We start from the raw sequence: 19,056 nt of genomic DNA, 5'->3' as shown, positions 1-19,056 counted from the left end.
CGCCGCTACAGCTCGTGCCCGAGGCCGGCCGCCAGCCGCTCGACCAGGTCGTGGGCCGCGTCCGGGATCACCGTCCCGGGCAGGAACACCTCCGCAGCGCCCATCTCCCTGAGCGTCGGCACGTCCTGCGGCGGGATCACCCCGCCGACCACGATCATGATGTCCTCGCGGCCCTCCTCGGCGAGCTTCTCGCGCAGCGCCGGCACGAGCGTGAGGTGCCCGGCGGCCAGCGAGGACACCCCGACCACGTGCACATCCGCCTCGACCGCCTGCCGGGCGACCTCCTCCGGCGTCTGGAACAACGGGCCGACGTCCACGTCGAAACCGAGGTCGGCGAAGGCCGTCGCGATCACCTTCTGGCCGCGGTCGTGGCCGTCCTGCCCCATCTTCGCGACCAGGATGCGCGGCCGGCGCCCCTCGGCCTCCTCGAACGCGTCCACCAGCGCCCGGGTGCGGTCCACCGACGCCGACTGTCCTGCCTCGTTGCGGTACACACCGGAGATCGTACGGATCTGCCCGGCGTGCCGCCCGTACACCTTCTCCAGGGCGTCGGAGATCTCGCCGACCGTCGCCTTGGCGCGGGCCGCGCGCACCGCCAGCTCCAGCAGGTTGTCCGTGCCGTCGGCCGCCCGGGTCAGCGCGTCCAGCGCGTCCCGGCAGGCGGTCTCGTCCCGCTCCGCGCGCAGCCGCCGCAGCTTCTCGATCTGCTGGGCGCGCACGGAGGAGTTGTCGACCTTGAGCACCTCGATCTGCTCGTCGCTGTCCACCCGGTACTTGTTCACGCCGATCACCGGCTGCCGGCCGGAGTCGATCCGGGCCTGGGTGCGGGCCGCGGCCTCCTCCACGCGCAGCTTCGGGATGCCCGCGTCGATGGCCTGCGCCATGCCGCCCGCCCGCTCGACCTCCTGGATGTGCGCCCACGCCTTGCGGGCCAGGTCGTACGTCAGCCGCTCCACGTACGCGCTGCCGCCCCACGGGTCGATGACCCGGGTGGTGCCCGACTCCTGCTGGATCAGCAGCTGGGTGTTGCGGGCGATGCGCGCCGAGAAGTCGGTGGGCAGCGCCAGCGCCTCGTCGAGCGCGTTGGTGTGCAGCGACTGGGTGTGGCCCTGGGTGGCCGCCATCGCCTCCACACAGGTGCGGGTGACGTTGTTGAAGACGTCCTGCGCGGTCAGCGACCAGCCCGAGGTCTGCGAATGCGTCCGCAGCGACAGGGACTTGGGGTTCTGCGGGTCGAACTGCCGGACCAGCTTCGCCCACAGCAGCCGGGCCGCCCGCAGCTTGGCGACCTCCATGAAGAAGTTCATGCCGATCGCCCAGAAGAACGACAGCCGGGGCGCGAACGCGTCCACGTCCAGGCCCGCCTCACGGCCCGCCCGGAGGTACTCCACGCCGTCCGCGAGGGTGTACGCCAGCTCCAGGTCGGCCGTCGCGCCCGCCTCCTGGATGTGGTAGCCGGAGATGGAGATGGAGTTGTAGCGGGGCATCCGCCGCGAGGTGTACGCGAAGATGTCGGAGATGATCCGCATCGACGGCTTCGGCGGATAGATGTAGGTGTTGCGGACCATGAACTCCTTCAGAATGTCGTTCTGAATGGTCCCGGCCAGCTTCTCGGGCGGTACGCCCTGCTCCTCCGCCGCCACGATGTACAGCGCCAGCACCGGCAGCACCGCGCCGTTCATCGTCATCGACACGGTCATCCGGTCCAGCGGGATGCCGTCGAACAACTGCCGCATGTCGTAGATCGAGTCGATGGCCACGCCCGCCATGCCGACGTCACCCGTCACCCGCGGGTGGTCGCTGTCGTAACCCCGGTGCGTGGGCAGGTCGAAGGCGACCGACAGACCCTTCTGACCGGCCGCCAGATTGCGCCGGTAGAACGCGTTGGACTCCTCGGCGGTGGAGAAGCCCGCGTACTGCCGGATCGTCCAGGGCTGGTTGACGTACATCGTCGGGTACGGGCCGCGCAGATACGGCGCGATGCCCGGGTAGGTGTCCAGGAAGTCCAGGCCCTCCAGGTCACGTCCGGTGTACAGCGGCTTGACCCCGATGCCCTCCGGGGTCTCCCACACCGGCTCCGCGTCCCCGGCGGCCCGCCGCAGCGCCGCGCGCCACTCGTCCTCGGTGCCGCCCGTGACCGGGGTGCCCAGCTCGATGCCGGAGAAGTCGGGGATTCCCATCAGGACACTCCCATGCGGTCGAGGGTCGCGGACAGCACATCCACGGCGTCGCAGCCCGCGAAGACGTACGAGTCGATGCCGGGGTACTCGCCCCGGCCCGCCAGGAACACGTGCCGGGCCCCGGCCGCGCGCAGCGACTCGGCCACCTGCCCGGCCTGTTCGGCGTAGAGCGCGTCGCTGGAGCACACCACGGCCTCGGTGGCGCCGCTGCCGGCGAACTCCCCTTCGGTGACCGGCTCGATGCCGCCGGCCTGGAAGAGGTTGGCGGCGAAGGACGCGCGCGCGGTGTACTCGGCGGGGGAGCCGATCGTGGCCAGGTAGATCCGGGGCCGGGCGCCGGTCTCGGCCAGATGGGCGTCGGAGCGGGCGCGCAGCTCCTCGTACGCCTCGTCCCGGCGCACCCGGGGCAGCCCGCCCGAGGGCGGCTCGGGCGCGGGCGGACGCTCGACCGGCTTCTCGGCCAGCAGCGGGAACTCGCTGACCCCGGTGACGGGTTCGCGCCGCCTGGCGAGCCGCTTGGAGCGCTCCGCCCAGGTCGTGGCGAGATCGGTGCGCAGCCGGCCGGAGCGCAGCACGGCCGCCTGGCCACCGTCGCGCTCGACGGACCGGAAGAACCGCCAGGCGGCCTCCGCCAGGTCGGCGGTCAGCCGCTCCACGTACCAGGAGCCGCCCGCCGGGTCGACGACCCGGGCCAGGTGGGACTCCTCGATCAGGATGGTGGAGGTGTTGCGGGCGATCCGCCGGGCGAACGCGTCGGGCAGCCCCAACGCATGGTCGAACGGCAGCACCGTCACCGCGTCCGCGCCGCCCACCCCGGCGGCCAGCGCCGCGATCGTGGTGCGGAGCATGTTCACCCACGGGTCGCGGCGGGTCATCATCACCGGCGATGTCACCACGTGCTGCGTCTGCGCGCCCGCCGCCGGGGCCCCGCACACCTCGGCGACCCGCGCCCACAGCCGGCGCGCCGCGCGCAGCTTGGCGATGGTCAGGAACTGGTCGGCGGTCGCCGCGTACCGGAACTCCAGCTGTCCCAGGGCCTGTTCGACGCCGAGCCCGGCCTCGGTCAGCTCCCGCAGATAGGCCACACCGGTGGCCAGCGAGGCGCCCAGCTCCTGCGCGGCCGAGCCGCCCGCCTCGTGGTACGGCAGCGCGTCCACGGTCAGCGCGCGCAGCCCCGGGTACCCCTCGGCACAGCGCACGGCCAGTTCCGCGTACGGCGCGAAGCCCTGCGCGGTGCCGGTGCGGGCCTCGTACCCGAGCGGGTCGCCGCCCAGGTTGCCGCGCACCGTCCCGGCGTCCACGCCCTTGTCCGCGTACAACCGCAGCAGGGCCTCGGCGGCCCGGACGGTGTCACGGCCGGCGTCCAGCACGACGGGGGCCAGATCCAGGTACACCCCGTCCAGAGCCCGGCCTAGCTCCGCGACCGGGATGCCGCCCTCGCCCAGCACCAGCCAGAGCGAGGTGCCGCCGTTCTCCAGGTCGGCGAGCACCGCGTCCGCCGGGCCGTCGCCGAGCGCCGTGTGCCGCTGGCGCACGTCCCAGCCGCTCGGACCGGTGCCCGCCGGGCGGCCGCCCCGCACGAACGGGGCGAAACCCGGCAGGCCGGGATCGGGCGCGCCGTCGCGCGCGGTGTACAGGGGCCGGGTGCGCAGCCCGTCTTCCAGCGTCGTGGACAGGGCGTCTTCCGCTGCCTCGCCGGACAATTCCCTGCCTGACCTGCGCAGTACGCCCTCCACCAGGCGTTGCCACTGCTCGTGTGTCGGGTCGGGGAACTCGGCGGCCAGTGAGAGCCCGTCGTCAGGCAGGACCGTCATGGCTCGGATGCTAGGGCAGGGCGCTCGAACGGGGACGCGGCACGGCCTGTGAGGTTTCTCTTCTTGCGCTGGTGATCCGCGCCATCCCTGGGACTGCGGGGGGTGGCCCCGGAGGGGCACTTCGTGTCGGTGTTGGGCCGAACGGGTGAGTTGGCGTAAGAATTGGCTGGTGCAATTGGTCGCGAGTCAGGTCAGGGGGAGCCGGTGAGCCGTTACGACGTCACCGATGAACAGTGGGAAGGGCTCGCCCAGGTCGTGCCGCTGCGGGGCCGGGACTCCTGGCCGTCGGCGGTGAACCACCGCTCGCTGCCCGACGCCGAGACCGAGACCCGGCGCCGGTTCGTGGTCCTGCGCGTCAACGTCTTCGCGGACGCCCGCGAAGTGGCCGAGACCCTGATGGCAGGAGTACCGGTACTGCTCGACCTGTCCGGCGCGGAGGGGGATGTGGCCAAGCGCGTCCTCGACTTCAGCACCGGCGTCGTCTTCGGCCTGGGCAGCGGGATGCACCGGGTCGACCGCAACGTCTTCCTCCTCACCCCGCCCGGCACGGAGGTCAGCGGCCTGATGGAGGGGGCGGGCCTGGCGGGCACGTGACGGCGGGCCGGCTGTCGGAGGTCTTGGTTCGCTGGTCTGCTGGTCGAGGGCGTACTCGCGCACGGGGTGTTTGCCGCGTGTCCGCTGCCCTGGTGCGGTCGATCGGCTCGAACCGCGTGTCCTGAAACGGGGCGGCCTCTCAGCGAGGCCGCCCGGTTCGCGCCTGGGTCCAGGCGCAAACCGGGCGTGCCGGGCAGGGGCGATGGCCGGGGCCGGCCAGGGCGACATTCTCGCTTCCCGCCAAGTCCAAGGCGCCGCACACCGGCCCGACAGCGCGCTGCTGATCGGCGGGGGTTCAGTTCTTCTCGGCCCAGAACTGCCCGCCGCTGGAGGTATGGCCCACGCAGTTGTTGCGGGAGGGCTCGACCCAGGAGCCGCCGATGGTCACTCCCCCGAGGATCTCCTCGCCCGGCTTCATGGGCACGTCTTCTCTCAGCTTGAGCCGCATCTGCAGATGGAGGGATTTGCGGGGCTTCAGCGTGTCCGGGGCGGGGATGGGGGCGCGGGAGCCGCGGAGCGTCTTCCAGAGGTGCTGTGAGGCGTCCCAGTACTGCAGATCGATGTACTGCCCCAGGTAGGCGTTGTCCATGTTGTCGTCGTAATTGAGCGCCCAGCCGACGACTTTGAACGACTCGAACTCGATCGACGATGCGTTGGTGATCGTGCTGGTGAAGGCTGTCCAGTGACTGCTCGGAGTCAGACGGTCGGGTATGCCGAACGAGCGGGTCACGGTGGGGCTCTCGCGGTACTTGCCCGCGCCGACTTCGGTGCACAGCGGGACCGGGGCGTCGGCCGCCTGGGAGACGGGGGCGGCTGCCATCGCCACGGGCAGGAGGGCGGCCGTCGCGGCCGTGAGGGACAGGGCGCGGCGCAGTTTCATGCTGATCTCTTTTCCGGTTCTGCGGAGTCTGGGAGGAAGGGCTGTGCTTACGCGGTGACGTCCGTGTCGCCGCCGCCCGGACCGGCCGTGGCCTTGCGGCGCCGCACGACGAAGACCGCGCCCGCGCCGGCCACCACCGCGGCGCCCGCGGCGAGGCCGATCGCCGGGAGCGCGGACGACGAGCCGGTCTCGGCGAGGTTGCCGCCCGGCTCACCCGGCCCGGATTGCGTCGGCTTGGCGCCCACCGGGAGGATGGTGAAGTCGTACCAGCCTTCCTTGGAGGAACCACAGGAACCGTCGCGGTTGCGGTAGTCGGCGGCGGCGAACGCGTACCCGGGGCCGGGCTTGGCGCTCTTCACCACGTGCGTGCGCAGTTGGAACGTGCGGGTGCTGTGCGGACCGACGGTGATGATGTCGAACAGGCGGCCGGGTTCTTGGTCTTCGTAGGGCTTCCACCGCCCCGACTTGGGGTCGTGGTACTCGGTTTTCAGCTCCCATTCCGGCCGGTCGACGTCCGTGGCGGAGATCACGTTCAGATAGGGCCGGGTCTCGTTCAAGGTCCTGCCGGTGGTGTTGGTGAGCGTCATCGAGAAGGGGGACCAGGGGCCGTCCGCGACCAGCTGGGTGGGCAGTCCGCGGACGGCCACGCGTACCTGGTCGGACTCGAACGCGCAGGACTGGCCATGGGGGTCGTCGGCTGCCCCGCCCTCAGCGGGCTTCCGTTCGGTGGTCTCCTCGGTGGACCCACCGGCCTCCTGCCGGCTCCCTGCGGTGTCCCCGTCGTCGTCCTGGGAGCCCGGGCCACCGGCCTCGGCTTCGTCCGGGCCACCCGTTCCGCCGCCGTTTGCCGGGAGGTCCGCCGGCGGCTGGGCCGGTTTCGCGGTATCGGGCGGGGTGGGCGTGCGGGGGCCGGTGTCCGGTACCGGATCCGTGGCGAACGCGGCGGCGGGGGCGGCCAGTACGGCGGCGGGCGCTATCACGGCAGCCGCCGCGGCGGCGGTCAGGACGCGGCGAATCTTCATCCAGCGGACCTTTCGGATCCCAAGTGCCGCTATCGCGTCAGACGTTGGCGTTCGCTGACTCGGGCCGTGCACGACCCGTGGAGCGCGTGTGTGCGGTCCCGCACCATGCGCGGAGGCGAACACCTGTGCACGTACGTGACCACGCGCACCGGGAAAAGGTTGCATACGCCAGTCACTTAAGTAGTCAACAAGGTGGGACACACCTGGGATGACGGACAGACACTTTCGCTTTCGTACGGCGCCGCAGACAATGCCGCCTCATGCAGCCGGCCTTCACCCGCGAGCGCGTCGGCGTCCACGCCGCCGACATGGTGCACGGGATCACCGCCGTGACCGACGCCTGGCAACCCGGCCGAACCGTGGACGTGTCCGCCGCCATGCAGTCCGTCACCGCCCGCGTCACCGCCCGCACCCTCTTCTCCACGTCCATCGGCGACCAGGACGTCACCGACATCCAGCACTGCCTCGTCGTCCTCTTCTCCGGCGTGTACCGCCGGATGACCGCACCGCTCGGGCTCTGGGAGAAACTCCCGACCCCGGGCAACCGGCGGTTCCGCGCCGCCCACGACAGACTGCGCGGCCTCATCCACCGCATCGTGCGGACGCACCGCCGCACCGCCGACGCCCACGACGACCTGCTCACGGCCCTCGCCGCAGCCCACGGCGACGGCCCCGGCGACTCCCTGAGCGACAGGGAGCTGTGCGACCAGGTGATGACCCTGCTGGTCGCCGGAACCGAACCCACCGGCCACGCCCTCGCCTGGGCCGTCCACCTCATCGCCACCCACCCCGAAGTGGAGGCGCGGCTGCACGCGGAGACCGACCGGGTCCTCGCGGGCCGTCGTCTCCCCGAGCTCGCGGACCTTCCCCGGCTGGAGTACACCGGTCGCGTGTTCACCGAAGTCCTGCGGCTGTACCCGCCGGGCTGGATGTTCACCAGGACGACCACGTGCGAGACGGAACTCGCCGGACGGGCCCTCCCGCGCGGCGCCGACGTCCTCTACAGCCCCTACGCCCTGCACCGGGACCCCCGCCTGTTCGCCGAGCCCGGGATCTTCGATCCCGACCGGTGGCACCCGGACCGGGCCCGCTCCGTGCCCCGTGGGGCGTTCATCCCCTTCGGCGCCGGCAACCGCAAGTGCATCGGCGAACACTTCGGCACCGTCGAGGCGCTCCTCGCGCTCAGCACACTGTGCGCCCGCTGGCGGTTGCGCCCCGTTCCTGGAGCCGAGGTCCGTCCCCGCCCGGAGACGACCCTCGGCACCGGCCCGCTGCCCATGCTCGCGCACCCCCGCGCGCCCGGCTGAGACGTCCGGCGAGCATGGGCCGAACCCTCCCGGCGGACCGGAACATCGTGTGAGCGTCAAGCTGAGGTTCGTAAGTGTCATTCGATCGGGGGCTTGGCGCGGCGGGAAAACGGTTCGGCGGGGGAGCGGGGTTCTACGGTCCGCGTATGGCCGTGCCCTTCGTGTTCGCTGAGTCGCCGGCGGCCGACGTGCCCGCGTTCCCCGGCACCCACCCCGACATCCGGTCCCGGATCACCGAGCTGCGGCTCTCCGCCTTCGCCGGGCACCGGGGCGCCGGGTTTCCGCTCGGGCCGGTCACCCTGTTCGCGGGGCCCAGCGGGGCCGGCAAGACCACCGCGCTCGCCGCCTGCGAGGCACTGGCCCGGCTCGGCGGCGGCGCCCCGCTCGAGGAGGCGTTCCCGGACCCGGTCGCCTGCGTACCCGAGCGGGCCCGGCCCGACGCCGGGGGGCGCCGGGGGTTCCGCATCGGGTGCACGGCCGAAGGCGCCGAGGGCCCGGTCCGGCTCGACATCGCCGTACAGGCCGAACCGGACCTGCGGATCGTGGGGGAGCGGCTGACCGCGCGCGGTGTCGTCCTGCTGCAGACCGCGCTGCGCGACCCCGGGCGCCGTACCGTCCAGGCCGCCTGGCACACCGCGGGCGCCGCCCCGGTGACCCGCGCCCCGCTTCCCGACGACCGCCTGGGCACGGCCCTGCTGCCGCTGCGCGTGGCCGGCAAGACCGACGGGCAGCGCCATGTGCTCGCCGCCGCCGAGCAGATGGTCGTCGCCCTGCGCTCCGTCTTCCCGTGCGATCCGCGCCCCGAGCGCATGCGCCGGCCCGTCCCCGCCGGCTCCGGCCGGCTGCTGACCGGCTGCGACAACCTCGCCGACGTCCTGTGGCGCACCCGCACCGAGTGCAGCCGCCGGCACGGGCTCCTGGTCGAGGCGGTGCGCGCGGGCTGCGCCGGCCCGGTGGCCGACCTGGTGGCCGAACCGCTGGCCGACGGGACGGTACGGGCGCTGCTCGACCGCGGCGACGGTGTGCGCACCGCGCTCGCCCGGCTCGGCGACGGCGAACTGCGCTATCTGGCGCTGTCCCTGGTGCTGCTGACCGGGCCGGGCGTGCTCGACATGGACGCGCCGGGCGAGGTGCCCGACGCGCTGCGCACCCTCACCGTCCTCGCCGACGGCTTCGACCGGAGCCTGGATCCCGTCCAGCGCCGGGAACTGCTGTCGACGGCCGCCCGGATGGGCCGGCGCGGACACATCCGGTGCGTGGCCGCGGTGCACGACGCCGCATGGGCCGCCGGGACCCCGGGCGTCACAGTGGTACACCTGAACGCGTGACCGAACACCCCGCCCAACACCCCGACCTTGCCGCCCTCCAGCGCAGACTGGCCGAGTTCGCCGCCGCGCGGAACTGGCAGCCGTACCACACGCCCAAGAACCTCGTCGCCGCCCTCTCGGTGGAGGCGTCCGAACTGGTCGAGATCTTCCAGTGGCTCACCCCGGAGGAGTCCGCCCGGGTGATGGACGACCCGGGCACGGCGCACCGGGTCACCGACGAGGTCGCCGATGTGCTGGCCTACCTGCTCCAGTTCTGCGAGGTCCTCGGCGTCGATCCGCTGGCCGCGCTGGCCGCCAAGATCGACCGCAACGAGCACCGCTTCCCGGTTCCGGGCGCCGGAGACGGGCACCAACAGGCGGACGCCTGAGTTCCGTTATTACTCTCCGCAGTTAAGTCGCGTGACGGATCCGAATTGTTGTCCAGTAATTTCCGTCTTCCTCTGGCTTTTCGCCTCAACGACCCTCACTCTGGGTAGTGGACAGGTGAGTTCAGGAGGCCGTGCCGACGGGGTGCGGCGGACGGACGGGGGCATCGTATGGATGCGGTACGGCTCATCCTGGCGAGCAGGCGGGCCCTGGCGGCCGGCGCCGACGCCGGGGAGATGATGGCGGAGGTGTGGCAGGCGCAGGCCCTGGCCCAGGCGATCGGGAGCCGCCTCGCGGTCTCCGGCCCGCCGGAGCTGCGCGGCGAGGCGCTGGGGCTGACGGAGCTGGCGGGCCGGGGCTGCGGCGTCCTGGACCCGCCCGAACTCGACCCCGGCGACCTGCGCGCCGCCCAGCTCACCGAGCTGGACGACGCCCGCGAGACCCTGCTCTGCCTCGGCGGCCTGCTCGGCGAGGTCGGCATATCCCTCGTGGGCATGGCCAGCGCCGCCGTGGACGAGACGACGTACTGGCAGTGCATGGAGGCGATCGACGCGGCCGACGAGTCCCGTGACCGCGTGCTGGAGATGCTGCGCAAGCTGGCGGCACGGGCGGCGATGGTGCCGGAGGACGCCCAGGACAGCCCGTCCGGCGTGTGATCACCGCCCCGTGCGAGCCGTGACGCCGGCTACGGCCGTATGTACGGGCGGGTCATGATCTCCATGTTGTGACCGTCCGGGTCGTCGAAGTAGGCGCCGCGACCGCCGAAGAGACGGTTGATCCGGCCGGGCTCGGTGCGGCTGGGGTCGGCGTAGTAGGTGACCCCGACCGCCTCCAGTCGGGCGATCATGGTGTCGAACTCCTCGTCGGGCACGAGGAACGCGTAGTGCTGCGACTGGATCGGCTCGTCGCGCTTCTCGTAGTAGTCGAGCGTGACGCCGTTGCCCAGGTCGACGGGCAGGAACGGCCCGAAGGGCGCGCCGACCTCCAGGCCCAGGATCACCGCGATGAACTCGGCCGACAGTCGGCGGTCCGAGGCGTAGACGGCGGTGTGGTCCAGCCGGACGGCGGCCGGCGGTGCGGGCAGATGGGCGTGCTGCTGGTCATGTGGCATGACGGGATGTGTCTCCGAGTACTGGATCCGCTGGGAGCGCCGCAGACGGGCGGCGGGAAGTGGGACACGGAGAAGACGGCGGGCCTCTCGCCCGCCTCGCGCTCACGCCGAGGCCGGGCGCCTCACTCGTGTATGGCCCATGGCCGACCCGGCAGTCACATGAGCGACTCTAACAGGCCCCCCGGTCGCCGAACCCGTCCATTTCAGGTCGGCGGGAGTTCGCCCACGGTTGTCACCGGCGGTGGATCCGCGGGTGTGGGCACTTGGACGAGGAAAGGGACGAAGGTGATCCGGCCGTCTCGGAACAATGGCCGGTAGGACATTCGATAGCACACGACCGAATGCGGGTCACGGATCGTTTTGTAGCACTTGAGCGGCGAAGGTGCGGCGGCCTTACTCTCCGGAGCGGCCGAAATACTCGCGGCCACGCAGAAAAGGATCGCCGCGGCAACCGAAATGAGGCGTAGCGTCGCCGTGTTCATTCTGTCACCTCGAAGGAATGTCGAAGAATACTTGCCCCTCACCGGTATCCGCAACTCTGGATGCGTCATCGGAGGTGCGGGGTTAGCGTGCTGGTGTCCATCGAAAAGTCTCTGTCGCTGAATTGAAACGCCAGCAGAGGAGAGTTTCATGCGAGGGAAGTCAGTGCTGAGCGCCGCCGCGGTGGCCGCGCTGGTCAGCGGGGCGGTCGCCGGTGCGGTGGGGCCGGCCTCGGCCGCCCCGAACCCGACCTGCCGGGTCGCGGGAGGGAATCTGACCGGCAGCGGATTCGCGCCCGGACAGAAATTCACCGTCACGCCCGGTGGGGAGACGGCGCGCTCTTCCTCCGACGGCCGTATCGGACCGATGGCGGTCAAGGGAACAGGGACCTTCCGTGTGGGATCCGTAACCTGCACGGGCACGGGAAGCTCGGCCGGTGGAGCGCAGACGTCCGCCGTCGTTTCGGCCGCGACGAGCGCGGCTCAGGCGGCCGTCAAGCGGGGCGCCTCCCCGCAGGAGGCGAAGGCGCAGGGCGTGGCGGCCGCACAGGCGAAGGCGAGGAGCCTGGGCGTGCCGACGACGATCATGACGCAGATCCAGCAGCAGATCACCAACAACGTCAACCAAATAATCAATTCGACCATCAACGCACCGGTCAACCAAGAGGCCGGAACGCAGGACAAGCAGACGCCGCCGGGTGGGCAGACGGACCCGGGCAAGCAGACGCCGCCGGGTGGGCAGACGGACCCGGGCAAGCAGACTCCGCCGGGTGGGCAGACCGATCCGGGCAAGCAGACTCCGCCGGGTGGGCAGACCGATCCGGGCAAGCAGACTCCGCCGGGTGGGCAGACCGATCCGGGCAAGCAGACTCCGCCGGGTGGGCAGACGGACCCGGGCAAGCAGACTCCGCCGGGTGGGCAGACGGACCCGGGCAAGCAGGCCCCGCCGGGTGGGCAGACGGACCCGGGCAAGCAGACTCCGCCGGGTGGGCAGACGGACCCGGGCAAGCAGACTCCGCCGAGCGGGCAGACCGATCCGAACAAGCAGGCCCCGCCGAGCGGGCAGACGGACCCGAGCAAGCAGACCCCGCCGAGCGGGCAGACCGAAACGAACCCGCAGACGCCGCCTGTCGAGCAGCCTGCCCAGTAGTCCGAGTGTGTCTCCGAAACCCCTGCCGGCCCGGCGGGGGTTTCGCGCGCGCCGCCCCGGCGGGCGCATTTCACCCGACCGGGCTCGGCCGCGGGCGGTACCCGCGCGGCCGGCGCGGGCGGCGCCATGCAGGATAGGTGTATGGACCTGCGAATCTTCACCGAGCCCCAGCAAGGGGCCACCTACGACACCCTGCTCACCGTGGCCAAGGCCACCGAGGACCTCGGGTTCGACGCCTTCTTCCGCTCGGACCACTATCTGCGCATGGGCAACGTGGACGGCCTGCCCGGCCCCACGGACGCCTGGATCACACTGGCCGGCCTGGCCCGCGAGACCAAGCGCATCCGCCTCGGCACGCTCATGACGGCCGGCACCTTCCGGCTGCCCGGCGTGCTCGCCATCCAGGTCGCCCAGGTCGACCAGATGTCCGGCGGCCGGGTCGAACTCGGCCTCGGCGCGGGCTGGTTCGAGGAGGAGCACAAGGCGTACGGCATCCCGTTCCCGAAGGAGAAGTTCGCCCGGCTGGAGGAGCAGCTGGCGATCGTCACCGGGCTGTGGGCGACCGAGGTCGGCAAGACGTTCGACTTCCACGGGACGTACTACGACCTCACCGGCTCGCCGGCGCTGCCCAAGCCCGCCCAGAAGAAGATCCCCGTGCTGATCGGCGGCCACGGCGCGACCCGTACGCCGCGGCTGGCCGCGCGGTACGCCGACGAGTTCAACATCCCGTTCGCCTCGGTGGAGGACAGCGAGCGGCAGTTCGGCCGGGTGCGGGCCGCCGCCGTGGCGGCGGGCCGGGACGCGGACGACCTGGTGTACTCCAACGCGCTCGTGGTCTGCGTCGGCAAGGACGACCAGGAGGTGGCCCGGCGCGCCGCCGCGATCGGCCGTGAGGTGGACGAACTGAAGGCCAACGGGCTGGCCGGCTCCCCGGCCGAGGTCGTCGACAAGATCGGCCGGTACGCCGAGGCCGGCTCGCGCCGGATCTACCTCCAGGTGCTGGACCTCGGCGACCTGGACCACCTGGAGCTGATCTCCTCCAAGGTCCAGTCCCAGCTGTCGTAACCACGGGCGAGCGGCCCTGGCCGCCGTCGCCGGGCCCCGGCCACCGGTGCGAGGCCCGGCGTCAGGCTCCCGGGTGCGGAGCCGGACGCCGGCCGACTCCGCACGGACGTGAGCGTGTGAAGCCGTGGTCCGGGATCAGCGTGTGAAGCCGTAGTCCAGGATCTTCGCCGCGTCCTTGAACCGCTGGTCCGCCGAGCTCGCCGCGAGGACCGTGCCCACGACCGTCTTGGAACCGCGCGTGGCCGCGAACACCAGGCAGTACTTCGCCTCCGGCCCGGAGCCGGTCTTCACGCCGAACGCGCCCCGGTAGGAGCCGAGGAGCGTGTTGGAGTTCTTCCAGGGGTTCATGGCGTGCGTCCCGCCGCCGGGCCGGTACGACTTCATGTCGTCGTAGACCTTGGTGCCGACGACCTTCTTGAACGTCTTGTTCTTCAGCGCGGTCCCCGCCAGCTTGGCCAGATCGCGCGGCGAGGAGTAGTTCTTGCCGTTGGACACCCCGTCGAAGGAGTCGAAGTGGGTGTTCTTCAGGCCGAGTTCGCGCGCCTTGCTGTTCATCTTGCCGATGAACGACTTGGTCCGCTGGGCCGTCGTGGAGCCCGTGCCGTAGGTGTCCGCCAGCGCGTAGGCGGCGTCGCAGCCCGACGGCAGCAGCAGGCCGTACAGCAGGTCGCCGACCGACATGGAGTCACCGAGGAGCAGGTTCGCGCTGGAGTAGCGCTGGGTGTGCGACGCCGGGTCGATGACATAGTCGGTGTACTCCTTCTTGATCTTCACCTTCTTCCCGAGGTCCACGTTCCGCTGCGACAGCACCACGAGCGCCGTCATGATCTTCGTGGTGGAACCGGTCCGCAGCCGGGCGTCCGGCGCCTTGCCGAACAGCTGCTTGCCGTTGGCCGGGTTCATGGCGAAGGCGCCCTGCGCCGACACCTGCGGGGCCGCCGCCGCGGCGGCGCGGGCCGCGGACGCCGTCGGCGCAGCCTGGGCGGCCGGGGCGGCCTGGGTGATCTGCGCGGCCTGCGCGGGCGCGGACGCGAGCACTCCCGCGCCCAGCACCGCACCGGCAGTCACCGCGACGGCGGCGCCCCTGCGCACCCGGGCCGTCTGCCCGGGTCCGCGGTCCGGGACTGCCTGGTCGATGGTCATGGGGGTTCCCCCTCTTTCGTTCGTGTCAGTGGTCAGTTGACGAGTCATCACCTCATCAGGTCCGGGGCCGGGGGGCCGTAATGGACGTCACATACCGCTCCGTTGGCGCACATGGCACGCACACGGCACGCACCGGCCGTCCCGAACCCGGCGACAGCCGGCGCGCGCGGAAAACCGGTGGTGGGTGCGGGCCCCGGCCCGGGAGACTCGATCGCATGTTCCTGACGATCTCCACCACCGGCACGGCCGCGCGGCCTGCCACCGACCTGGGGTACCTGCTGCACAAGCACCCCGACAACGCGCAGGCGTTCTCCACCTCGTACGGCACGGCCCATGTGTTCTACCCCGAGGCGGACGCCGAGCGCTGCACGGCCGCGCTGCTGCTGGAGATCGATCCTGTCGCGCTGGTCCGGCGCGGCCGGGGCAAGGGCCGTGGCGGCGCGCCCGACGCGGCCCTCGCCCAGTACGTCAACGACCGTCCGTACGCGGCCTCCTCGCTGTTGGCCGTCGCGCTGGGCAACGTCTTCTCCAGCGCCCTGCGCGGGGTGTGCGGCGCCCGGCCGGAGCGGGCCGCGGCCCCGCTGCCGCTGCGCGTCGAGGTCCCCGCGCTGCCCGCCCGCGGCGGCCCCGACCTCGTACGACGGCTCTTCGCGCCGCTCGGCTGGAGGGTCTCCGTCGACCCGGTCCCGCTCGACACCGCGTTCCCGGAGTGGGGCGACTCGCGGTACGTCCGGCTGCTGCTGGAGTCCGAACGGCTCACCCTCGCCGAGGCGTTGCGCCACCTGTACGTCCTGCTGCCGGTGCTCGACGGTGCCAAGCACTACTGGGTCTCCGCCGACGAGGTCGACAAGCTGCTGCGGGCCGGCGAGGGCTGGCTGGCCGGGCACCCGGAGCAGCAGCTGATCACCAGCCGTTACCTCTCGCGCCGCTGGTCGCTGACTCGCCGGGCGCGGGAGCGGCTGGAGCTGGTGCGGCTCGCGGAGGCCGACGACAGCGACGTCGAGGACATCGACAACGCGGTCGCGGACGAGCCCGAGACCGAGGGCATCGGCAACGAGGCCGGCGGCGACACCGGTACCGAGGGCATCGACAACGCGGTCACCGGCGAGACCCGGACCGAGGGCATCGGCAACGGGGTCGGCGGTGAGACCGGTACCGAGGGCACCGGCAACGAGGTCGGCGGCGAAACCGGTACCGAGGGCACCGGCAACGAGGCCGGCGGCGAAACCGGTACCGAGGGCATCGACAACGCGGTCACCGGCGAGACCCGGACCGAGGGCATCGGCAATGCGGTCGTCGGCGAGCCCGGGACCGAGGGCACCCCAAGCGCGGTCGCCGACGAGCGCGAAACCGAGGGCACAAAGGGCGCGGTCGCGGACGGGCCCGGGGCCGAGGGCACCCAGGGCGCGGTCGCGGACGGGTCCGGGGCCGAGGGGAAGCCGGCCCCGCTCGCCGTGCTCCGGCGGGAGGCCGTCCTCGCCGCGCTGGACGCCGCCGGTGCCGCCCGCGTGCTCGACCTCGGCTGCGGCGAGGGCCAGTTGATGCAGGCGCTGCTCAAGGACGCCCGGTTCACCGAGATCGTCGGCGTCGACGTCTCGCAGCGCGCCCTGACCGTCGCCTCCCGCAGGCTGAAGCTGGACCGCATGGGCGAGCGGCAGGCCGCGCGCGTCAAGCTCGTCCAGGGCTCCCTCGTCTACACCGACCAGCGGCTGCGGGGCTACGACGCCGCCGTGCTCAGCGAGGTGGTCGAGCACGTCGACCCGCCCCGGCTGCCCGCTTTGGAGTACGCCGTGTTCGGGCACGCGCGCCCCCGTACGGTCGTCGTGACCACCCCGAACGCCGAGTACAACGTCCGCTGGGAGAGCCTGCCCGCCGGGCATGTCCGGCACCGCGACCACCGCTTCGAGTGGACCCGCGAGGAGTTCCACGCCTGGGCGGCGGCCGTGGCCGAACGGTACGGCTACGAGGCGGCGTTCACGTCCGTCGGCCCGGACGACCCCGAGGTGGGCCCGCCCACCCAGATGGCGACATTCACGATCACGAGCGAGAGGGAGGCGAAGGCGGCATGACCGACGCACGGCACAAGGGGCGGGTACTGCCCGTCACCGACCTTTCCCTCGTGGTGCTCGTCGGCGCCTCCGGTTCCGGCAAGTCCACGTTCGCCCGGCGGCACTTCAAGCCCACCGAGGTGATCTCCTCCGACTTCTGCCGCGGCCTGGTCTCCGACGACGAGAACGACCAGAGCGCGACCCGGGACGCCTTCGACGTCCTGCACTACATCGCCGGCAAGCGGCTGGCCGCCGGCCGCCGCACCGTCGTGGACGCCACCAGCGTGCAGCAGGACAGCCGGCGGCAGTTGATCGAACTGGCGCGGAAGCACGACGTGCTGCCCATCGCCATCGTGCTGGACCTGCCGGAGGAGGTGTGCGCCGAGCGGAACGCGGCCCGCGCCGACCGGGCGGACATGCCCCGCCGGGTCATCCAGCGGCACATCCGCGAACTGCGCCGCTCGCTCAGGCACTTGGAGAGCGAGGGCTTCCGCAAGGTGCACGTGCTGCGCGGCGTCGAGGAGGTCGAGCAGGCCACCGTCGTCACCGAGAAGCGCTACAACGACCTCACGCACCTCACGGGTCCGTTCGACATCATCGGCGACATCCACGGCTGCTCCGCCGAACTGGAGGCGCTGCTAGCCAAGTTGGGCTACGCCGACGGGATGCACCCCGAGGGCCGTACCGCCGTGTTCGTCGGCGACCTGGTCGACCGCGGCCCGGACAGCCCCGGCGTGCTGCGCCGCGTGATGGCCATGGTGAACTCGGGCAACGCCCTGTGCGTCCCCGGCAACCACGAGAACAAGTACGGCCGTCACCTCAGGGGCCGGAAGGTCCAGCACACCCACGGGCTCGCCGAGACCATCGCGCAGATGGAGGGCGAGAGCGAGGAGTTCAAGGCCGAGGTCCGGCGGTTCCTGGACGGACTGGTCAGCCACTACGTCCTGGACGGCGGCCGGCTGGTGGTCTGCCACGCCGGTCTGCCCGAGAAGTACCACGGCCGCACCTCCGGCCGGGTCCGTTCGCACGCCCTGTACGGCGACACCACCGGCGAGACCGACGAGTTCGGGCTGCCGGTGCGCTACCCGTGGGCGGAGGACTACCGGGGCCGGGCCGCCGTGGTCTACGGCCACACTCCCGTGCTCGAGGCGACCTGGCTGAACAACACCATCTGCCTGGACACCGGTGCCGTCTTCGGCGGCAAGCTCACCGCGCTGCGCTGGCCGGAGCGCGAGCTGGTCGACGTACCGGCCGAGCGGGTCTGGTACGAGCCGGCCCGGCCGCTGCGCACCGACGCGCCCGGCGGGCAGGACGGCCGCCCGCTGGATCTGGCGGACGTGCACGGCCGGCGGGCCGTCGAGACCCGGCACGCCGGCCGGGTGGCCGTCCGCGAGGAGAACGCGGCGGCGGCCCTGGAGGTCATGAGCCGCTTCGCGATCGACCCGCGCCTGCTGCCGTACCTCCCGCCGACCATGGCGCCTACGGCCACCTCGCGGGTCGACGGCTACCTGGAGCACCCGCAGGAGGCGTTCGCGCAGTACGCGCGGGACGGGGTCGTGCGGGTGGTGTGCGAGGAGAAGCACATGGGCTCCCGGGCGGTGGTCCTGGTGTGCCGGGACGCGGAGGCGGCGCGGCGGCGGTTCGGGGTGGAAGGACCCACCGGCTCCCTCTACACCCGTACCGGACGGCCGTTCTTCGACGACGAGCGGATGACCGAGGAGATCCTCGGCCGGCTGCGCGCGGCGGTCACCGACGCCGGACTGTGGGACGAACTGGGCACGGACTGGCTGCTGCTGGACGCGGAGCTGATGCCGTGGTCGCTGAAGGCCGCCGGGCTGCTGCGCGACCAGTACGCGGCCGTGGGCGCCGCCGCCGGCGCGGTGTTCCCGGACGCGCTCGCCGCCCTGGAGGCGGCGGGCGGGCGTGGTGCCGACGTGGGAGCGCTGCTTGACCGGCAGCGGGAACGCGCCGCCGACGCTGCCGCGTTCACCGCCGCCTACCGCCGCTACTGCTGGCCCACCGAGGGCCTGGACGGGGTCCGGCTGGCCCCGTTCCAGCTGCTCGCGGTCCAGGGCCGCAGCCTCGCCGCGCTGCCGCACGACGAGCAACTCGCCCTCATCGACCGGCTGGTGGAGTACGACGGCACCGGGCTGCTGCACACCACCCGGCGGCTGTACGTCGACACCGGCGACCCGGAGTCCGTGCGCGCGGGCGTGGACTGGTGGCTGGAGATGACCGGCCGGGGCGGCGAGGGCATGGTCGTCAAGCCGCTCGGCGCGCTGGTGCGCGACGGGGACGGACGGCTGGTGCAGCCCGGCATCAAGTGCCGGGGCCGGGAGTACCTGCGGATCATCTACGGCCCGGAGTACACCCGCCCCGACCACCTCGCCCGGCTGCGGCAGCGTTTCCTGAACCACAAGCGGTCGCTGGCCCTGCGCGAGTACGCCCTCGGCCTGGAGGCCCTGGACCGACTGGCCGACGGCGAGCCCCTGTGGCGGATCCACGAGGCGGTCTTCGGGGTACTGGCCCTGGAATCGGAGCCGGTGGACCCACGGCTGTAGTCCCCTCC

The 19,056-nt window shown here is 72.2% G+C and carries 15 protein-coding genes; 9 read left to right on the top strand and 6 right to left on the bottom strand.

What is annotated here, in order from left to right; translation table 11 throughout:
• Nucleotides 1-5: 5 nt before the first annotated feature.
• Both scpA and ACSURM_RS09430 read right to left on the bottom strand, forming a co-directional pair.
• Entirely contained in the window at nucleotides 6-2,180 is a 2,175-nt protein-coding gene (scpA, locus tag ACSURM_RS09435) for a methylmalonyl-CoA mutase (RefSeq protein WP_436954563.1), read from the bottom strand.
• Nucleotides 2,180-3,994 carry a methylmalonyl-CoA mutase family protein gene (locus ACSURM_RS09430; RefSeq protein ID WP_436954562.1) on the bottom strand — a complete coding sequence of 605 codons (1,815 nt, stop codon included), beginning with the start codon at nucleotides 3,992-3,994 and terminating at the stop codon, nucleotides 2,180-2,182. Before ACSURM_RS09430 ends, scpA begins: the two co-directional genes overlap by 1 nt.
• Before the next feature lie 204 nt (nucleotides 3,995-4,198).
• On the opposite strand from ACSURM_RS09430, the gene ACSURM_RS09425 reads away from it, so the two are divergent.
• Nucleotides 4,199-4,588, top strand: coding sequence for a cell division protein SepF (locus ACSURM_RS09425; RefSeq protein ID WP_030606675.1), 390 nt, complete (start codon nucleotides 4,199-4,201; stop codon nucleotides 4,586-4,588).
• 295 nt (nucleotides 4,589-4,883) lie between these two features.
• Here the strand turns inward: ACSURM_RS09425 and ACSURM_RS09420 are convergent, their stop codons facing one another.
• Together ACSURM_RS09420 and ACSURM_RS09415 are read right to left on the bottom strand one after the other, a co-directional pair.
• Nucleotides 4,884-5,468: a hypothetical protein gene (locus ACSURM_RS09420; protein ID WP_436954561.1), complete on the bottom strand. Its 585-nt coding sequence runs from the start codon at nucleotides 5,466-5,468 to the stop codon at nucleotides 4,884-4,886.
• 47 nt (nucleotides 5,469-5,515) lie between these two features.
• The gene (locus ACSURM_RS09415) at nucleotides 5,516-6,490 is read right to left on the bottom strand and encodes an LAETG motif-containing sortase-dependent surface protein (protein WP_436954560.1); all 975 of its coding nucleotides are present in this window, start codon (nucleotides 6,488-6,490) and stop codon (nucleotides 5,516-5,518) included.
• 260 nt (nucleotides 6,491-6,750) lie between these two features.
• Here ACSURM_RS09415 and ACSURM_RS09410 point away from each other — a divergent pair, with 260 nt between their 5' ends.
• From ACSURM_RS09410 to ACSURM_RS09395, 4 genes are all read left to right on the top strand, one after another.
• Complete coding sequence (locus ACSURM_RS09410; protein WP_436954559.1) at nucleotides 6,751-7,797, top strand: cytochrome P450; 1,047 nt, start codon at nucleotides 6,751-6,753, stop codon at nucleotides 7,795-7,797.
• A 146-nt stretch (nucleotides 7,798-7,943) separates the two neighbouring features.
• A complete protein-coding gene (locus tag ACSURM_RS09405) occupies nucleotides 7,944-9,125 on the top strand; it encodes an AAA family ATPase (RefSeq protein ID WP_436954558.1) in 1,182 nt (393 codons plus the stop codon).
• Complete coding sequence (locus tag ACSURM_RS09400) at nucleotides 9,077-9,493, top strand: nucleotide pyrophosphohydrolase (RefSeq protein ID WP_436954557.1); 417 nt, start codon at nucleotides 9,077-9,079, stop codon at nucleotides 9,491-9,493. The genes ACSURM_RS09405 and ACSURM_RS09400 overlap by 49 nt, the downstream gene beginning before the upstream one ends.
• Nucleotides 9,494-9,661: 168 nt before the next feature.
• Nucleotides 9,662-10,147 (top strand): DUF6099 family protein, encoded by a 486-nt coding sequence (locus ACSURM_RS09395; RefSeq protein WP_392105384.1) that lies wholly within the window; start codon nucleotides 9,662-9,664, stop codon nucleotides 10,145-10,147.
• 29 nt (nucleotides 10,148-10,176) lie between these two features.
• Here the strand turns inward: ACSURM_RS09395 and ACSURM_RS09390 are convergent, their stop codons facing one another.
• Nucleotides 10,177-10,602 carry a VOC family protein gene (locus tag ACSURM_RS09390; RefSeq protein ID WP_436954556.1) on the bottom strand — a complete coding sequence of 142 codons (426 nt, stop codon included), beginning with the start codon at nucleotides 10,600-10,602 and terminating at the stop codon, nucleotides 10,177-10,179.
• Nucleotides 10,603-11,247: 645 nt separating this feature from the next.
• On the opposite strand from ACSURM_RS09390, the gene ACSURM_RS09385 reads away from it, so the two are divergent.
• Nucleotides 11,248-12,231 carry a hypothetical protein gene (locus tag ACSURM_RS09385; RefSeq protein WP_436954555.1) on the top strand — a complete coding sequence of 328 codons (984 nt, stop codon included), beginning with the start codon at nucleotides 11,248-11,250 and terminating at the stop codon, nucleotides 12,229-12,231.
• Between the two features lie 141 nt (nucleotides 12,232-12,372).
• Nucleotides 12,373-13,296, top strand: coding sequence for an LLM class F420-dependent oxidoreductase (locus tag ACSURM_RS09380; protein WP_436954554.1), 924 nt, complete (start codon nucleotides 12,373-12,375; stop codon nucleotides 13,294-13,296).
• Nucleotides 13,297-13,431: 135 nt separating this feature from the next.
• On the opposite strand, the gene ACSURM_RS09375 is transcribed toward ACSURM_RS09380, so the two are convergent.
• Nucleotides 13,432-14,439 (bottom strand): D-alanyl-D-alanine carboxypeptidase family protein, encoded by a 1,008-nt coding sequence (locus tag ACSURM_RS09375; RefSeq protein WP_436954553.1) that lies wholly within the window; start codon nucleotides 14,437-14,439, stop codon nucleotides 13,432-13,434.
• Nucleotides 14,440-14,654: 215 nt separating this feature from the next.
• Between ACSURM_RS09375 and ACSURM_RS09370 the strand changes: the two genes are divergently transcribed.
• Together ACSURM_RS09370 and ACSURM_RS09365 are read left to right on the top strand one after the other, a co-directional pair.
• Nucleotides 14,655-16,508, top strand: a complete 1,854-nt coding sequence (locus ACSURM_RS09370) for a 3' terminal RNA ribose 2'-O-methyltransferase Hen1 (RefSeq protein WP_436954552.1) — start codon at nucleotides 14,655-14,657, stop codon at nucleotides 16,506-16,508.
• The gene (locus ACSURM_RS09365; RefSeq protein WP_436954551.1) at nucleotides 16,505-19,048 is read left to right on the top strand and encodes a polynucleotide kinase-phosphatase; all 2,544 of its coding nucleotides are present in this window, start codon (nucleotides 16,505-16,507) and stop codon (nucleotides 19,046-19,048) included. Before ACSURM_RS09370 ends, ACSURM_RS09365 begins: the two co-directional genes overlap by 4 nt.
• Nucleotides 19,049-19,056: the final 8 nt, after the last annotated feature.

The organism is Streptomyces sp. SudanB182_2057, from assembly GCF_964272715.1.
Lineage (GTDB): Bacteria > Actinomycetota > Actinomycetes > Streptomycetales > Streptomycetaceae > Streptomyces > Streptomyces rubradiris.
This window is presented reverse-complemented; position numbering and strand designations above follow the sequence as displayed.